The 15,620-nt window shown below is 74.0% G+C and carries 12 protein-coding genes; 3 read left to right on the top strand and 9 right to left on the bottom strand.

Annotated features, from left to right (window positions below):
* Positions 1 to 53: 53 nt before the first annotated feature.
* From ACZ6R9_RS16435 to ACZ6R9_RS16425, 3 genes are all read right to left on the bottom strand, one after another.
* On the bottom strand, positions 54 to 974 hold the full coding sequence (locus ACZ6R9_RS16435) for an amidohydrolase family protein (RefSeq protein ID WP_465538853.1): 921 nt from the start codon (positions 972 to 974) through the stop codon (positions 54 to 56).
* A gap of 210 nt (positions 975 to 1,184) precedes the next feature.
* Entirely contained in the window at positions 1,185 to 4,865 is a 3,681-nt protein-coding gene (locus ACZ6R9_RS16430) for a DUF4132 domain-containing protein (protein WP_465538640.1), read from the bottom strand.
* 101 nt (positions 4,866 to 4,966) lie between these two features.
* A complete protein-coding gene (locus ACZ6R9_RS16425) occupies positions 4,967 to 5,641 on the bottom strand; it encodes a response regulator (protein ID WP_380480723.1) in 675 nt (224 codons plus the stop codon).
* A 510-nt stretch (positions 5,642 to 6,151) separates the two neighbouring features.
* Between ACZ6R9_RS16425 and ACZ6R9_RS16420 the strand changes: the two genes are divergently transcribed.
* A complete protein-coding gene (locus ACZ6R9_RS16420) occupies positions 6,152 to 8,035 on the top strand; it encodes an APC family permease (RefSeq protein WP_380480954.1) in 1,884 nt (627 codons plus the stop codon).
* A gap of 157 nt (positions 8,036 to 8,192) precedes the next feature.
* Here ACZ6R9_RS16420 and ACZ6R9_RS16415 read toward each other — a convergent pair whose 3' ends face one another.
* The 6 genes from ACZ6R9_RS16415 to ACZ6R9_RS16390 all read right to left on the bottom strand — a co-directional run bounded on the left by ACZ6R9_RS16415 (position 8,193) and on the right by ACZ6R9_RS16390 (position 13,479).
* Complete coding sequence (locus tag ACZ6R9_RS16415) at positions 8,193 to 9,098, bottom strand: DUF4232 domain-containing protein (RefSeq protein WP_465538639.1); 906 nt, start codon at positions 9,096 to 9,098, stop codon at positions 8,193 to 8,195.
* 96 nt (positions 9,099 to 9,194) lie between these two features.
* A complete protein-coding gene (locus ACZ6R9_RS16410) occupies positions 9,195 to 9,353 on the bottom strand; it encodes a hypothetical protein (protein ID WP_380480727.1) in 159 nt (52 codons plus the stop codon).
* A 34-nt stretch (positions 9,354 to 9,387) separates the two neighbouring features.
* Positions 9,388 to 9,702, bottom strand: a complete 315-nt coding sequence (locus tag ACZ6R9_RS16405; RefSeq protein WP_465538638.1) for a class I SAM-dependent methyltransferase — start codon at positions 9,700 to 9,702, stop codon at positions 9,388 to 9,390.
* Between the two features lie 270 nt (positions 9,703 to 9,972).
* Positions 9,973 to 10,500, bottom strand: coding sequence for a GNAT family N-acetyltransferase (locus ACZ6R9_RS16400; RefSeq protein ID WP_465538637.1), 528 nt, complete (start codon positions 10,498 to 10,500; stop codon positions 9,973 to 9,975).
* Positions 10,501 to 10,532: 32 nt separating this feature from the next.
* Complete coding sequence (locus ACZ6R9_RS16395; protein WP_465538636.1) at positions 10,533 to 11,735, bottom strand: DUF5685 family protein; 1,203 nt, start codon at positions 11,733 to 11,735, stop codon at positions 10,533 to 10,535.
* A 124-nt stretch (positions 11,736 to 11,859) separates the two neighbouring features.
* On the bottom strand, positions 11,860 to 13,479 hold the full coding sequence (locus tag ACZ6R9_RS16390) for a serine hydrolase domain-containing protein (RefSeq protein WP_465538635.1): 1,620 nt from the start codon (positions 13,477 to 13,479) through the stop codon (positions 11,860 to 11,862).
* A 164-nt stretch (positions 13,480 to 13,643) separates the two neighbouring features.
* On the opposite strand from ACZ6R9_RS16390, the gene ACZ6R9_RS16385 reads away from it, so the two are divergent.
* Positions 13,644 to 14,900 carry a sensor histidine kinase gene (locus ACZ6R9_RS16385; RefSeq protein WP_465538634.1) on the top strand — a complete coding sequence of 419 codons (1,257 nt, stop codon included), beginning with the start codon at positions 13,644 to 13,646 and terminating at the stop codon, positions 14,898 to 14,900.
* On the top strand, positions 14,897 to 15,595 hold the full coding sequence (locus ACZ6R9_RS16380; protein WP_465538633.1) for a response regulator: 699 nt from the start codon (positions 14,897 to 14,899) through the stop codon (positions 15,593 to 15,595). Before ACZ6R9_RS16385 ends, ACZ6R9_RS16380 begins: the two co-directional genes overlap by 4 nt.
* Positions 15,596 to 15,620: the final 25 nt, after the last annotated feature.

Here is a 15,620-nt window from a genome sequence, read left to right as displayed (position 1 = left end):
AGGCATACACCCACAGACGGACGGCGGTGGCAGGCGGTGGCAGGGGGCGGCGGTCAGAGAGCGAACAGCTTGGCGGCGTTGTCGTGGCAGACCGCCCGCAGCCAGTCGGATCCGAGCTCCAGCCGTTCCAGGGCGCGGAGTTGATGCAGGTAGGGGTACGGGATGTTCGGGAAGTCGGTGCCGAGCAGGACGCGGTCACCGAGGTCGGCGAGCCGGGGCAGGGCGCGTTGGGGGAAGGGCATGAAGCTCTCGGTGAAGTCGGTGAACGCCATGGTGGTGTCGAGGTGCACCTGCGGGTACCGCTCGGCGAGGCCGAGGAAGGCTTCGTACTCGGGCATGCCCAAGTGGGCGACGATCAGCCGCAGTCGGGGGTGCCGGGCGAGCACCCGGGCGGCCGACTCGGGGCCGGTGAAGCGGCCGGGCGCCGGTCCGGAACCGCAGTGCATCACCACCGGAACGCCCGCCTCGGCCAGCATGCCCCACGCGGAGCGGAGTTGCTCGTCCGCCGGATCGTAGTCCCCGACCTGCACATGGGCCTTGAACACCCGAGCCCCCGCGTCGAGCGCCTCGCGGACGTACTCCCCGGTGTCCGGTTCGGGGTAGAGCGTGGCGGTGTGCAGGCAGTCCGGGGCGCGGCGGGCGAAGTCAACGGCCCAGTCGTTCAGCCACCGGGCCATGCCCGGCTTGTGCGGGTAGAGCATCGAGGTGAACGCCCGGACGCCGAACTCCCGCAGCACGGCGGTGCGTTCGGCCTCCTCGGCGCGGTAGGTGATCGGCCAGGCCAGCCCGCCGATCAGCGGCCCATTGGCGTCGAAGTACTCCCACACCTTGCGCAGCACCCGCTCGGGCATGAAATGGGTGTGGACGTCGATCAGCCCGGGCAGCCCGAGCCCGGCCCAGAACCGCCGCACCTCGGCCGCCTCCTCGCGGCCGGGTTCGACGGCTCCGGGTTCGACGATCTCGGGCTCGACGATCTCGGGCTCGACGGTGCCGGGCTCGTGCGCTGAACTCACGTGGGCTGCCTCTCTCTTGACCAGCAGGTGACCGGGCGCGGCCCGGCGCCGCGGCCCCGGTGCTGCCGTTGCGCCCGGTGCCGGTGTGGCCACTGGTGTTTCTGCCGCTGTCGATTCTCGGGCAGCAACGGGCGCAGGTCCAGGGCGGACGGCGCTGGGACCGGACAGGCCCTAGCCGGCGGTCAGTTCCTCCAGGTCGGCGAGGAGTTCGGAGGCGGTGAGGGCGTCCAGCTCGGCGAACCGCTCGCGGTGCTCACGGCCGGGCCAGTAGTCGTGCGCCCTGGTGTCCAGCCACACCGTGCGGAGGGTCTGCTCGGGGAACTCCGTCACCACGCCGACCCAGATACCCGGTTCGAGGGCGATCACCAGGTGCCGGCCGTTCGGCAGCGGCTTGTGGAACCAGCGCTCCACCCCCGCGTCCTCGGGCGTGCCGCGCTGCCAGCCGCGCTTGGTCATGCCCAGCAGGCGGCCCACCGGCACCTTCGCCCCCTCGAAGCGGTGCAGCCGGTGCCCCGCGGCCTCCTCCGCCGTCAGCACGGCCGTCGGGCGGGCGAGCTGGCGGAACGGCTGGAGCAGCTCGTGCTCGGCGAAGAGCTCCACCCAGACGGGCAGATCGGCGCCGAGGTGCAGGGGGTGGGCGAGGCGGACGACAGCGTCCTCGGGGAGCGTGAACGCCTTGTCGTGGACGTCGGCGAAGGTGCCGTCCCCGGCGACCCGGAAAGCGGTTTCCGCAGTGCTCCAGAGCAGCCGGCGGGACAGGTGCCGAAGCAGCGGGTGATCGACCAGCAGCGTGCGGAACTCGGCCGCCGTCCAGGTCCGTCCGGCGACCATCGCGGCTTCGAGACGGTGGATCTGATCGCCGGCCAGCGTCCGGACGTCCTTCTTCAGCGCGGCGAAACGCTTGCGCTCGGCGGGCGCGAGCTCCGGGTCGTCCTTCGCGCCGGGCGCGGGCAGATCCTTTCGGCGCTTGCCGTCCGCGTCCAGCACGAACGGACGCAGCTGCTCGTCGAACCCGACCGTGAACGTCCGCGCACCGTAGTCGATGACCGTCGTGCCGTTCGCGTCCAGCCCCAGATCCGGCACCAGCCGGTCGCCGAGCTGCTCGCCCGTCAGACCCAGCGCCTGCGCGATCTCGGCGACCTTCTCCTGCGCCCGCGACTTCAGCGCCTTGAACTTCACCCGCTGCGCGATGCCGTGCAACTGCATCAACGCGACATCGCTGCCGATCGCCGCCAGCACCTCCAGACCCTCCACCGCGCGGTGGTGCGCACCGGCACCCGGCCACTCGCGCAGCACCGGAGCCAGCCGGCGCGCCGTCCCGTCGTCGCCCCACTCGCCCAGCACGAACAGCGCCCAACTGTCCGCGGCAGGCATCCCCGCCTGCCGCCACTCCTCGAACAGCGCCCACCCGAACTCCGCCGCCGACTCCGGCCGCAGCAACTGCGCCACCAGCGGCAGACCCGGGTACGGGTCACGCAGCTTCGACAGCGCCATCATCGTGACCACGTTGCGCACCGCCGGCTGCGGCAGCGCCTCACCGGAACGCAGCACCAACTGCGGCAGCGCACCGAGCAGCAGCCACTGCGGGAACTCCGGCATCCGCGCGGGCAGCGCGTTGACCAGCGGATCCGCGCTCAGCGACTCCGCCACCACGGCCGCCACCCCCTCGCCGAAACGATTCGTCACCGCCACCAGCAGGACGTCCGCGCCCTGCTGCGCCGCGACCAGCCGCAGCGCGTTCTCGGCGGCCACCCGGGCCCGGCCGGCCTTGCCGACCGCGTTCGGCACCAGCAGCAGCGCACCCTCGACGCCGTGCCGGGCGAACCACGAACGGGCCGTCGCCCGGTGCGACTTGAGGCGGACCAGCGCATCCGCCATCACCCCGGCCACGGTGACGTCCCGGAACGGCAGCAGCAACGGCACCACATGCCCGGGCTGAGCGAGCGCGCCGTCGCGCAGCAACGGCAGCGCGGCCAGGCCGAACCTGGCCACCACCGGACGCAGCGACTGCGCCGCGTTCCAGTACTCGGCGGGCCGCCACCCCTCCAGGTACGGGCCCACGATCTCCTCGGGGCCGTGCCTCAGCAGCTCCGCGCCGTACCAGAGACCACCGGCCTCCGTCAGCCGGATCCTCGCCTCGGCGGCCCAGTCGAAGCCCGCACCGAAAGTCCACGGGGCCTGCCTGCCCTCCCGCCACTGCTCCGACTCGCCGTCCTCCCACAGCAGTTGGGCGGCGTCCTCGGCGGTTACCCCGGTCAGCACCTTCGGCTTGCGGGCCGGACGCGGACGCGCCCACGGCGGCGAGGTCAGCAGCTCCGGCAACGCGGCCGGTGCCGCCTCCGGCAGGTGCTGCCGGGCGACGTCCAGCGAGCCGACGAACTCAGCGGTGTCGGCGTCGAGTCGGGCCAAAACCTCGGGCAACTGCGGACGGAGCGCGCCGAGTTGACTGACCAGCAACTGCCGCGCGGCCGCGGCCTCCGCGCCGGTCCGCTGCTGGGCGAACTCCGCCAGCAGCCGTACCGCGCGCACCGGGAAGCGGCGCATGGCGTGCAGCAGGGCAGGCCGGACGTGCCGGACCTCGATCCGGTCGAGCAGCACCCGGAACGCCTCGTCGCCGGGGAACTCGGCCATCAACAGCGACAGTTCACGCACCCGGTCGTTGTCGTACTGGGCCCCCAGCGCGTGTCCGAACAACGGCACGCACGCCGTGCCCACCCCGTCCGCGAGAGTGGCCAGCTGGCCTGTCGTCCACTCCGTCCAGGCCCGCACCCGATGCTGCCAGAGCCGTGCGACCTGCTCCGCCGTACCCACCGAATGCAGCAGCAGGGAGCGGTGCAGATCGCTGTCCCCACGGCACTTCCGGGAGTCGGCCAGGCACTCATCCACCCAGCCAGGCACCTCCGGGGCGAGGAACGCGGTCACCACCCGGCGCTCCCAGGTGGTCCGGCACTCCGCCAACTCGGCCAGCGCACAACGGTATTCGGCGTCCTCGGCCGACGCCAGCGCCCGCCGCACTCCCTGCGCCAGCGCGAACGCGAACTCCGCCGCACGCAGGTCGCGGTAGTCCGGGCCCTCCGAGACCAGGGCGTTGCGGTACTGGTTCGGCCGGGCGCAGCCCTCGTCGAACTCGAAGGCGGCCACCGTGGCGCGGGCCGCGAAACCCAGGCCGAAGCGGGCGATCCAGGAGTCCAGCACCTCCTGGAAGCCGCCCTTCTGCCAGGTCTCGCGCAACATCGCCGCCACCGCGGCCGCCCCGATCGCGTCCGGCATCCCGTCCATGTGCGCGCGGGCGGCCCGCACCAGGTGCGCCTCCGACCGGGGGCCCGTGAGCACCTGCTCGATCCGGGTCTCGTTCCTGGCGATCCGCAGCGACTCCAACTCCTCGGCCGCCGCCGGGTCCACCACCGCCCGGGCCGGCCCGCCCGGCACCCCGCCACCGCGGCGCGGCACCACCAGCGGGTACCAGGACTCCGGCAGCACGAAGGCGTCCTCGTCCGGCAGTTCGGCGAACTCGGCGGCACCGGTGTTACCGGCAAGCTCGGCGGCACCGGCGGCACCGGTGTCCTCGGCGGCGAGTTCGACGGCGGCTTCGGCGTTCGGCCCGGCAGGCGGGGCGGTCGGGGTGTCAACGCCTGCGGTCTCGCGGTAGCCCTTGCGCTCCTTCTCGGCGATCTGCTTCGCGAGGTGCGCCTCGGCGGCAGCCGGGTCCGCGAGCTCCTTGACCTGGACGCGCCCCTCGGTGCCGATCCGGCCGTAGCGGACCCGCACGGACGCGCCCTCGGTCGCGGCCTCCCAGAACTTCGACGAGCCGTCCCCGACCAACTCCCAGTGCCGCACTGCCCCTCCAGACATGCCGATGGCTCCGGGCGGCCGCCATGATCGCCCGGCCACCCGGAGGGAACCCTAGCGAGCGGCCCCGACAGCACCCGTGGTGGCGCGGAACCGCAGGGGGATCAGGCGCCGCGCTCCGAGGAGTGCGCGGTCAGGGTCTGGGTGGCGATCACCGCGGCCTGCACCCGGCGCTCCACACCGAGCTTGGCCAGCAGGCGGGAGATGTGGTTCTTGACGGTCTTCTCGGCGAGGAACACCCGCTCGCCGATCTGCCGGTTGGTGAGGCCCTCGCCGATCAGCGCCAGGATCTCCCGCTCCCGATCGGTCAGGTTGGGGAAGTCGGGGGCGGGCGTCGGGGCCTCGCCGCGCAGGCGGGCCATCAGCCGGGTCGCCGCGCCCGGGTCGAGCATGGACTGGCCGGAGGCGACGGTGCGGATCGCGGTGACCAGGTCGGTGCCGCTGATCTGCTTGAGCACGTAGCCGGCCGCGCCCGCCATGATCGAGTCGAGCAGCGCCTCCTCGTCGTCGAAGGAGGTGAGCATCAGGCAGGCGAGTTGCGGCATCCGTGAACGCAACTCGCGGCACACGGACACCCCGTCGCCGTCGGGCAGCCGCATGTCGAGGACCGCGACGTCCGGGCGCAGCGCGGGCACCCGGGCCAGAGCCTGTTCGACCGTGCCGGCCTCGCCGACCACCTCCAGGTCGGGCTCGGAGTCCAGCAGGTCGTGCACCCCGCGCCGGACCACCTCGTGGTCGTCCAGCAGGAACACCCTGATCGGTGCCGAACCCTCGGACATGGCAGCAACTCTCCTCGCGCATCGCGGACGTCCGGACCGGCGTCCGGACGCAGACACCCTGCAGTCTGCCAAACCGTACCCGCAGACCGACAGGCGCCTCTGCCTCCGACCGGCCCCGAACCAGGGCCGCTCGGCCCTTGACAGCCGACCTCCGCAGGTGCTCGAACGGTCGGGTGTCGTCCGGCGGGCGACGGGGGAGCGGTGGCGGCCGCCCCGCTTCGTATCCGACCGGCCGGGCAAACAGCGCGTCAAGGCCGCCCCAACGGGACGTCAAGCAGCCGGGACCGGTGCCGACCTGGGCAGATGGGGGACGTTACGCTCCAGCCTGCCCTGGACGGTGGCGGAGGTGACCTACATTGACGTGGGAGTCCGCCCGGTGGGCCGGATCGTCCGGCGGCCCGGGGCATCCGACCTCGCGACAGGAGCAGCACAGTGGTCGATTCCGCCCCCGCGGACACCGGCTCGGCGCGCGAGCGCCTGCGGGCCTGGCTGCTGGAAGGCCTGTCGGACATGGCCAAGCAGCACCCCGGCCCGCACGCCCAGGCCACCGACCAGCAGCACGGGCAGCGCTGGTGGCGGGTGATGTGCCTGACCGGCCTGGACTACTTCTCCACCCTCGGCTACCAGCCCGGCATCGCCGCCCTCGCCGCCGGGCTGCTCTCCCCGATCGCCACCATCGTGCTGGTCGCCGTCACCCTGCTCGGCGCGCTGCCCGTCTATCGGCGGGTCGCCCAGGAGAGCCCGCACGGCGAAGGCTCGATCGCGATGCTGGAACGGCTGCTGTCGTTCTGGAAGGGCAAGCTGTTCGTCCTGGCGCTGCTCGGCTTCGCCGCCACCGACTTCCTGATCACCATCACGCTGTCCGCCGCCGACGCCACCGCCCACCTGGTGGAGAACCCGCACCTGACCAGCGCGCTCAGCGGCCACCAGGTGCTGATCACGCTGCTGCTGATCGCACTGCTCGGCGGCGTCTTCCTGAAGGGCTTCAGCGAGGCGATCGGCGTCGCGGTCGTGCTGGTCGCGGTCTACCTGGCACTGAACGTGGTGGTGGTCGCGGTCGGCCTGTGGCACGTCGTCACCGCCCCGTCCGTGATCACCGACTGGACGCACGCCCTCAGCGCGGAACACGGCAACCCGATCGTGATGATCGGCGTCGCCCTGGTGGTCTTCCCCAAGCTCGCGCTCGGCCTGTCCGGCTTCGAGACCGGCGTCGCGGTGATGCCGCACATCGAGGGCGACCCCGAGGACACCGAGGACCGGCCGACCGGACGCATCCGCGGCGCCCGCAAGCTGCTCACCACCGCCGCCGTGATCATGAGCTGCTTCCTGATCACCACCAGCTTCATCACCACGCTGCTGATCCCGGCCGACGACTTCAAGGCCGGCGGCCCCGCCAACGGCCGCGCCCTCGCGTACCTGGCCCACCACTACCTGGGCAACGCGTTCGGCTCGGTCTACGACCTGTCCACCATCGCCATCCTGTGGTTCGCCGGCGCGTCCGCGATGGCCGGACTGCTCAACCTGATGCCCCGCTACCTGCCGCGCTACGGCATGGCCCCGCACTGGGCCCGCGCGGTGCGCCCGATGGTGCTGGTGCTCACCGCGATCGCCTTCCTGGTCACCTGGCTGTTCGACGCCAATGTCGACAAGCAGGGCGGTGCGTACGCCACCGGCGTGCTGGTGCTGATCACCTCCGCGGCGATCGCCGTCACCATCGCCGCCCGGGCCGCTCGGCAGCACAAGTGGACCATCGGCTTCGCGATCATCGCCGCGGTGTTCGTCTACACCACCATCATCAACATCGCCGAACGCCCCGACGGCGTGAAGATCGGCGCCTGCTTCATCGCCGGCATCGTGCTGGTCTCGCTCGCCTCCCGGCTCGCCCGGGCCTTCGAACTGCGGGTCACCGACGTCCAGCTGGACGAGGTCGCGGAACGCTTCGTGCGGGACACCGCGCACCGCACGATCCGCTTCATCGCCACCAAGCCTTCCACCCGCGACCTCACCGAGTACCGCGACAAGGTGCACCAGATCCGCGCCGACAACGACATCCCGGCCGAGGACGACCTGGTGTTCGTCGAGGTCACGGTGCTCGATCCGTCCGACTTCGAGGCCGAACTGAAGGTCCACGGCGAGGTGCTGCACGATCGCTACCGGGTGCTGACGCTCGAACACTCCAGCGTGCCGAACGCGCTCGCGGCGATACTGCTGCACGTGCGCGACACCACCGGCCAGCTCCCGCACATCTACTTCGAGTGGACCGAGGGCAGCCCGTTCGCCCAGTTCCTGCGGTTCTTCCTGTTCGGTCAGGGCGAGGTCGCACCCGTCACCCGCGAGGTGCTGCGCGAGGCCGAGCCCGACCGCAGCCGGCGGCCGCGCGTGCACGTCGGGTAGCGGCAGCGGTAGCGGGTTTCGGGGGCGGAGCGGGCCGGGGGCCGGGGTGGAAAGCGCTTTCTGGGGGCGGCGGGAAAGCGGTTTCCGGTTGGCTCCGGCAAGCGCTTTCCGAGGCGCTCGGGCGGGCGTGCCGTGCGGGCGCCGGGCGCCGGGCCGCTCAGGAGGTGACGCTCTCCCGTACCCACGCGCCGACGCCGAGCCGGCCGGTGGTGCCGAGGTCCAGCTCCGGGGTCACCATCACCGGCGCCGCGTCGGGCGTCGCGCGGACCCGCAGGTACGGGGCGTTCACCGGATCCATCGCGAGGTTGTCGTTGGTGTTGCGCCACACCACCATGGCCTGCGCGCCCTCGCCCGTCCGCAGCGTGATCCGCTGCGGCGGCGTGTCCGCGCCGGTGCCGGTCGCGATCGCCGCGCCGCCCTCGAGCACCTGCAGGGCGTCCACCGGCCGGTGCTTCTCGTCCAGTGCCTGCACCTGCGGGTAGCCGTTCACCGTCACCGGCGAGGTTCCGCAGTTCACCAGGTGCAGGCCCATCACCCGCAGCCCCATCGCCGAATCGCCCTGGTCCGCGTACAGCCGCACCCCCGACGCCGGGCACGGCCCGGCCTTCGACGGCGCCTCGGCTGTCGGGACGCTGCGCACCTGGCTGATCTTCACGTTCGGGACGATCGGCGGCTGGGACGCGTTGGCGCGCGCCGGGTTCGGGGTGCCCTGCTCGACCCGGCCCCGGACGGTCGCGCCCGGCGGTACCGCCGACACCGTGCCGGTCGGGCTGGTGTGCAGCCGCTGGCCGACGCCCGTCCACCCGAACAGCACCGAGAAGTCCGCGGTTTCGCTGCCCGCGTTGGTCACCTCGAACTCCGCGCAGGCGTCGTTCACCGCGAGAATCCGCACCCCGTCCCGGACCCACCCCTCCAGCGGCCTCTCCACCGGCACCCCGCACGGCCCCGCGCTCGCCGACGGCGCGGCCGGCCCGCCGCCGCCGGCCGTCACCGTTCCGCAGCCCGCGAGCAAGGCGGCGGCGGTGAGGAAGAGGGCAGCGGGGCGCACGGCGGAAGCAGACATTCGACGAGTCGATCACGTCACGGGCCGCCCGTCCTGTGACGCCTGTCACAGCGTGGGCAACAGCCTTGCAACGGTCGTCGGTTCACGGCCGAAGGCTTATTTCCCGCCACCGTGGGCCGGACGGCGCGCGAACAGGATCGCCCCCGGCACGCTCGCGTCGGGGTCGGTCAGCAGGTGGGCCTCCACCGTGAACCCGGCCTCGCGCAGCCACGCGGCCACCTGCTCGGGCGAGCGGCGGTGGACGTGGACCCGCATGCCCGCATCGGGTGACCGCCGTAGCCCTGCGTCTTCAGGCGCGACCCGATGCCGACGTGGAAGCCGAGCAGCAGTGGTCCGCCGGGGCGCAGCACCCGCGGAACCGGTCCAGGACGGCGGGGACCGCCTCGTCGGGGAGGTGGATCAGGGACCAGAAGGCGAGCAGTCCGGCGACCGAGGCGTCCGCGAGAGCGAGGTCCGCCATCGAGTCCACCCCGAACCGCAGGCCGGGGTGCTCGCGCCGAGCCACCTCGATCATCCCGGGCGGCAGGTCGATCCCGAAGACGTCGGGCCCCAACTCGCGCAGGCGGTCGGTGACGTGCCCGGGGCCGCAGCCCACGTCCGCCACCGGCCCACCCCCCACCGGCCCGCCCCCCCACCGGCCCGCCCCCGGCGGCGCGCACCAGGTCGGCGAACAGGGCCAGGGCGGCTCGAAGGTACGGCGCCCCGGCCAGAACCCCGCGCAGGCGGTCGGCGTAGTCGACCGCGACGGTGCCGTAGGAGGTCCGGGTGTCCGCCGGCCAGCCGTCCGCGTTCCTGCCCGACACCGTAGCCCAGTGACCAACTGCCGTGCCCCGTCGGCGAATCACCGCCGCCCGGCCACCTCGGCCCCGGCCGCTCACATGGGCAGCGAGTGCAGCCGGACCGGCCCGTCGGGCCACCCGGCCCCGGGTGTCAGCGGCTTCCACATCGCGCCGAGCGGGACGGGCGCCGGGCCGGTGGGCTGGTCGGCCGTCACCGGCTCGGGCAGGGGCAGAAAGCCGAGGCGGAGGTAGAGCGGGGCGCGACTCGGCAGGCAGAACAGCAGCGCCCGGTCCAGGCCGTCGACCCGGGCGGCGTCCAGCACCCCGGCGACGGCGAGGCGGGCCAGGCCGTGGCCGCGCAGGGCCGGGGCGACGATGACGCCGCCGACGCCCGCGACGTCGAAGCGCTGCCCGCCGGCCTCCACCGCGCCCACCGCCAACCCGGCGTGCGCGACCACCCGGCCCTCGTGCCACACGCCGAAGTGCCGGTCCTTGGGCCGCCACGTCACGCCGAGCGAGGTGGTCTCGAACGGGTCGGCCGCGCCGCCGCCCAGGGCCAGGACGTCCGGCCAGCCCCAGCCGGTGAGCTCGGTCGCTGCCGCGAACTCCAGGGTGTCACCCATGATGTGCTCCACGCGTTCTCGATCCTCCATGCCTACGAACAGTCGCACCCGCAGTCGCACCCACTGCAACAGCCGTCGTCGCACCCGCTGCAGCACTGGCAGCAGTCCGGGTCGCAGCCGTTGCAGCAGTCACAACAGTCGCAGCAGGAACTGCAGTTGCGCTGACAGAACCCCTTCTGGCGCTCCCGGGAGAACGGGTTGTCGTGCTCGCAGCACAGCAGCTGGCAGGTGCAGGCCATGGTCAGCCAGACCGCGCACCCCATGATCGTGTCCCGGCGCGGCTTCTGCGGCTCCAGCGGCTTCTCCGGCCCCGGAGGTGCGTCCGGATTCACCGGCGCCTCGGGGCCCGTCCCCGGCGCCGCCGCGTGCGCGCACGCGTGTCCGGTGCGGCCGAACACTCGGTCCACCGCCTCGCCGGTCTCGTGCGCCAGCAGCCGGTGCACCAGCGCCCGATCGGTGAACTCGACCTCCGCCAGGGCGAGTTTGATGCCGTGCACGGCGTCCCGGCACAGCCGCCGCGCCTCCTCCTGCGAGGTACCCGACACCGTCAGCGGATTCCACAGGCCCTGCGCCTCGTCCTGCTGCCGGTCCTCGGCCGCGTCCAGCAGGTGCGCCAGCCGTCCGAACAGCCGGCCCGCCTCGGCCAGCGCCGCCGCGTTGCCCGGACGGCCCGCCAGGACCGCCGTGTGCGCGAACGCCGCCGCCGTCGCCTCCTCGGTCGGCGCGGTCGCCAGCAGCAGCGGACCGCCCGCCGTCACCAGCCGCTCCGCCTCCTCCTGCCGCCCGGCCGCCGCCAGCAGCACCCCCGTGTCGAACCCGACCGCCGCCGCGCTGCCCGTGCTCTGCCGCTCCCAGCGCCGGGTCATTCGCCGCGCCCCCGCCGCGACCGGCCGGCGCGCGAACACCCCGTCCCCGTCCAGCACATGGTCACGGATCTTCACCGACGCCAGCGCCAAGGAGACCGCCGCCGCCAGCCGCGCCCCCTCGCCGCGCGCCACCGGCGCCGTCCGCATCCCGCGCAGCGGGCACGGCCCCGCCGTCCGGCGATCGGCGGCGCGCGGCGACTGCGCCTCGACCAGCACGGATATCACCAGGCCGTCGTAGTTGGTCGCCGTCCGCGCCAACTGCCCGTGATCGTCCCGCAATGCCAGACACAGGCCGCACAGGTGCGCCAGCCACGACGCGTGCAGCCGCTCCGACAACCGGTGCCGACACGGCCTGATGATGCCGAACAATGAACCCGCCCCCTACCTTGCCCAACCCGCCCCGATCAGCGGCCATCCTAGTGACGCACCTGCGCGCCCGAAGGTTTCGGGGCGCGCGGGCGGGGCGGTGAACTGCCGCGCAGCCCGGCGCCGTTCAGGGCAGGTCGACGGTGATCACCGCCGTCGTGCAGAACAGCACGGCCAGCGGCAGGACGGGCAGCGCGAAGGTGAGGGCGCGCAGCCACGGGTACCGGCCCCGGGCCGTCGGCAGGGCGGGCCAGCGACGGACGGACTCGGCGGCCGTGGCTGCCACCAGCCTCGCGCCGATCGCGCACAGGACGCCCGGGACGTGCCCCCACTCGCCGCTGCGCAGGGCCAGCAGCCAGCAGGTGGCGGCGGTCAGCGGCAGGGAGACGGCCTTGAGACGGTCCAGGGGGCGGGAGAAGCGGGCGCGGCGGGGCCGCACCACGCCGAGCAGGGCGAGCGCGGGCGCGCCGGCCGCGAGCAGTCCGGTGGCGGCGAGCAGGACGGGGTGCGGGGTTTGGGGCTCGTCGAACTCGGGGGCATCGACGCCGAGCAGGGCGAAGCCGATCCGCTCGGCCGGTGTGCGGGTGGAGTTGGTGAGGACCACCACCGCGCGCTGGTCGGTGGTGTGGGCGACGAACGCGCGGGAGCCGTTGGTCAGTCCGTTGTGCCAGCGGACGGTCGTGCCACCGGCGTTCCAGAGCTGCCAGCCCAGGCCGATGTGCCCGTCGCGGTCGGCGTAGTCGGCGACGGCGGCGTGCGGGGTGTGGGTGAGGGCGAGCGCGGTGGGCGGGTTCGGGGCGGCGTTGGCGGCCAGGAAGGCAGCGAGGTCGGCGCTGGTGGTCCAGGTGCCGGTGCCGACCGCCGCCCAGCCGGGGTTGGTCCACGGTACGACCGGTGTGCCGGCGGTGTGGAACGGGAGAGCAGCCCGGTCCGGAGTGCCGGGGGCGGTGCGGACGGTGGTGCGGTCCATGCCGAGCGGGGCGAGGACGCGCTCGCGCAGCGCGGTCGGGTAGTCGCGGCCGTCCACCTTGGCGAGGGTCTCGCCGAGGACGGCGTAGCCGAGGTTGGAGTAGGAGAACGCGGTGTCCGGCCCGGGCCCGGAGCCGGTCAGGCCGGCGAGCGCGCGCACCGGGTCCTGGAGCAGCGAGTAGCCGTTGCCGCCCAGCAGATAGCCGGCCATCGCGAGCGGGAAGCGCGGGCCGTCGGCCGGGAAGGACGGCAGGCCGGCGGTGTGGGTGGCGAGTTGCCCGACGGTGATGCCGGCCACCGCCGGATCGGCGAAGGAGTACTCGGGCCACAGGGCGCCGACGGTGTCGGTGAGCCTGATCCTCCCGGCGTCCAGGAGGCTGCCGAGCAGGCTCGCGGTGAGCACCTTCTGCGCCGAGCCGGTCTCGAACGCGGTGTCCGGGGTGACCGGGGTCGAGCCGTCGGTGGTGCCCAGCGCGGCCCTGGTGACGGTGCCGTGATCGACGACCGCGACCGAGACACCCACCGAGCCGCCCGCTCCCTGGCCGTCCGGCAGCAGACCGGCGACCCGCTCGGCCAACGCCGCGTCACCACTGCGGTGGGCGGCGATCGGCGCGCTGCGCGGGCCGGCGGCGAAGGCGGCCAGCGCGGCGACGACGGCGGCGACGACCGTCCAACGCGCGGCTGTGCCGAGCCCGGCGGGCCGGGGACGGACGCCGTCGGGGCCGACGTCACCGGAGGCCTTGCCGGGAGGGCGCGGGGTGGTTCCGGGCAGGGGCACGGAGATTCCTCCAGGAGGTGCGGGCGGCGGTCGGCGGACCGGGCCGCGGATTGACGAGCTTCACGTTCACCCAGGTCAGCGGGGTGACGCAGCAGCCAACCGGCCCGCTTCGAAGTAGCCGATCGGCCACCCCCGGCGCCTTCGCCCACGCGTACGGTGGCGGCATGCACAACCGACCGGCAGCCCGTCCGCCCGCTCCCGTCCGCGAGGGCACCGCCGCCCGCCCGTTGCCGGCCCTCCTCGTCGCGGTCGCCCTGCTGCCGGCGCTGCTCACCGACCTCGACCGCTGGTGGGGCATGCGCCCCGGACCCGCCGGCGACGCGCTGTTCCTGGTCTCCGGCGCCGCGATGGGATCGCTCGTCCTCTGGGCACTGCGCCCGCTCCCCGCCCACCGCTGCGGCGGGACGCGAACGGCGGCAGCCGCCGCCGGGGCGCTGCTGGTCTCGTTCGCGGCCTCCGCCGGCTACCGGCTGCTGCCCACCGCCCACCGGCCGATCGGCCTCACCGAGGCGCTCGCCCTCGCCCTGCTGCTCCCGCTGGTCGCCCGCCGGTGCCGGCCGCCGGTGATCGCGGGCACGGCGTTGGCCTCCTTCGCGGCCCTGCTGGCCGCCGCCGGGCGCGCCGGCGGGCCGTACGACGTGGACAACGCGCTGCTGGTACTGGTGCTGCTCGGCCCCGGACTGCTGCTGCGCTGGCGGGCGGAGCGCCGGGCCTGGCACATCGAACGCGCCGTGCGCCAGGAACGCAACGCGCTCGCGCGGGACCTCCACGACGTCGTCGCCCACCAGGTCACCGGCATCGTCGTCCAGGCCCAGGCGCTCCAGCACATCGCCGCCCGCGACCCCGAACTGCTGCGCACCGCCCTGGCCGACATCGAGCACGCCGGGGCGGACGCGCTGACCGCCATGCGCCGCCTGGTCGGTGCGCTCCGCGACGGCGAACACCCGCGCCAGGACGCGGACTCCCCGGCCCGTCGGCTCACCGCCCTCGCCCGGCCCGGCAACGGCCACCGCCCCGAGATCGCCGTCAGCGGCGAGGAGGAACTGGACGGCGCACCGGCCGAGATCGCCGCCGCCGTCCTGCGGATCGCCCAGGAAGCCGTCACCAACGCCGACCGCCACGCCCGCGGCGCCACCAGGATCACCGTCCGGGTCAACGGTGGGGGCGGGTGGCTGCGCCTGGACGTTCACGACGACGGTCGCGGCCCCGTCCGCACCCCCGCCGGGGACGGCTACCGGGAAGGCTACGGGGACCGCTACGGGCTGATCGGCATGGCCGAGCGTGCCAAGCTGCTCGGCGGCACCTTCCACGCCGGACCGGCCGCATCCGGCTCCGGCTGGCACGTCACCGCCCACCTGCCCGGTGCGGCGGACCGGCCCGGGCGGCGGGCTCCGGCGACCGACGGGGCGGCGCTGCGATGACCATCCGCGTCCTGCTCGCCGACGACCAGCGCATGGTCCGCACCGGCTTCCGCTACATCCTCGACGCCGAACCCGACATCGAGGTCGTCGCCGAGGCCGGCGACGGCATCGAGGCCCTGCGCCTGGCCGAACACCACCGCCCCGACGTGTGCCTGCTGGACATTCGGATGCCCGGCATCACCGGACTCGACGTCACCCGCCGACTCGCCGGCCCCGGCGTCCCGGACCGGTTGCGCGTCATCGTCGTCACCACCTTCGACCTCGACGAGTACGTGCACGAGGCCCTGCACGGCGGCGCGGTCGGCTTCCTGCTCAAGGACGCCGGCCCCACCATGCTCATCGAGGCCGTGCGCGCCGCCGCCCGCGGCGAGGCGATGGTCTCCCCGCAGATCACCGTCCGCCTGCTGCGGCACTTCACCTCCCGCCGGGCCCGCCCGCCGCTCCCCGCCTCGGGCCGGCACCCGCTGTCGGAGCGCGAGCTGACGACCGTCCGGGCCGCCGCCGAGGGGCTCACCAACGCCGAGATCGCCGAACGCCTGTACATCTCCCTCGGCACGGTCAAGAAGCACCTCGCCGCCGCGCAGCTGAAGCTCGACGTCCGCAACCGGGTCGAGCTCGCCGCCTGGGCCTACCAGCACGGGCACATGGACGAGCCGCCACGGCCGCCGGGCCACCGGGAACCGTGGGGCGGGTGAACGCGCGCGAGGGCGGGGGCTCCGC

This window comes from Kitasatospora sp. NPDC048662 (assembly GCF_055587065.1).
This window is presented reverse-complemented; position numbering and strand designations above follow the sequence as displayed.

Excerpts from the sequence above, each read along its gene's own strand:
- ACZ6R9_RS16430 (WP_465538640.1), bottom strand. The coding sequence starts at position 4,865 with ATGTCTGGAGGGGCAGTGCGGCACTGGGAGTTGGTCGGGGACGGCTCG.
- ACZ6R9_RS16425 (WP_380480723.1), bottom strand. The coding sequence starts at position 5,641 with ATGTCCGAGGGTTCGGCACCGATCAGGGTGTTCCTGCTGGACGACCAC.
- ACZ6R9_RS16420 (WP_380480954.1), top strand. The coding sequence starts at position 6,152 with ATGGCCAAGCAGCACCCCGGCCCGCACGCCCAGGCCACCGACCAGCAG.
- ACZ6R9_RS16415 (WP_465538639.1), bottom strand. The coding sequence starts at position 9,098 with ATGTCTGCTTCCGCCGTGCGCCCCGCTGCCCTCTTCCTCACCGCCGCC.
- ACZ6R9_RS16410 (WP_380480727.1), bottom strand. The coding sequence starts at position 9,353 with ATGCGGGTCCACGTCCACCGCCGCTCGCCCGAGCAGGTGGCCGCGTGG.
- ACZ6R9_RS16400 (WP_465538637.1), bottom strand. The coding sequence starts at position 10,500 with ATGGGTGACACCCTGGAGTTCGCGGCAGCGACCGAGCTCACCGGCTGG.
- ACZ6R9_RS16385 (WP_465538634.1), top strand. The coding sequence starts at position 13,644 with ATGCACAACCGACCGGCAGCCCGTCCGCCCGCTCCCGTCCGCGAGGGC.
- ACZ6R9_RS16380 (WP_465538633.1), top strand. The coding sequence starts at position 14,897 with ATGACCATCCGCGTCCTGCTCGCCGACGACCAGCGCATGGTCCGCACC.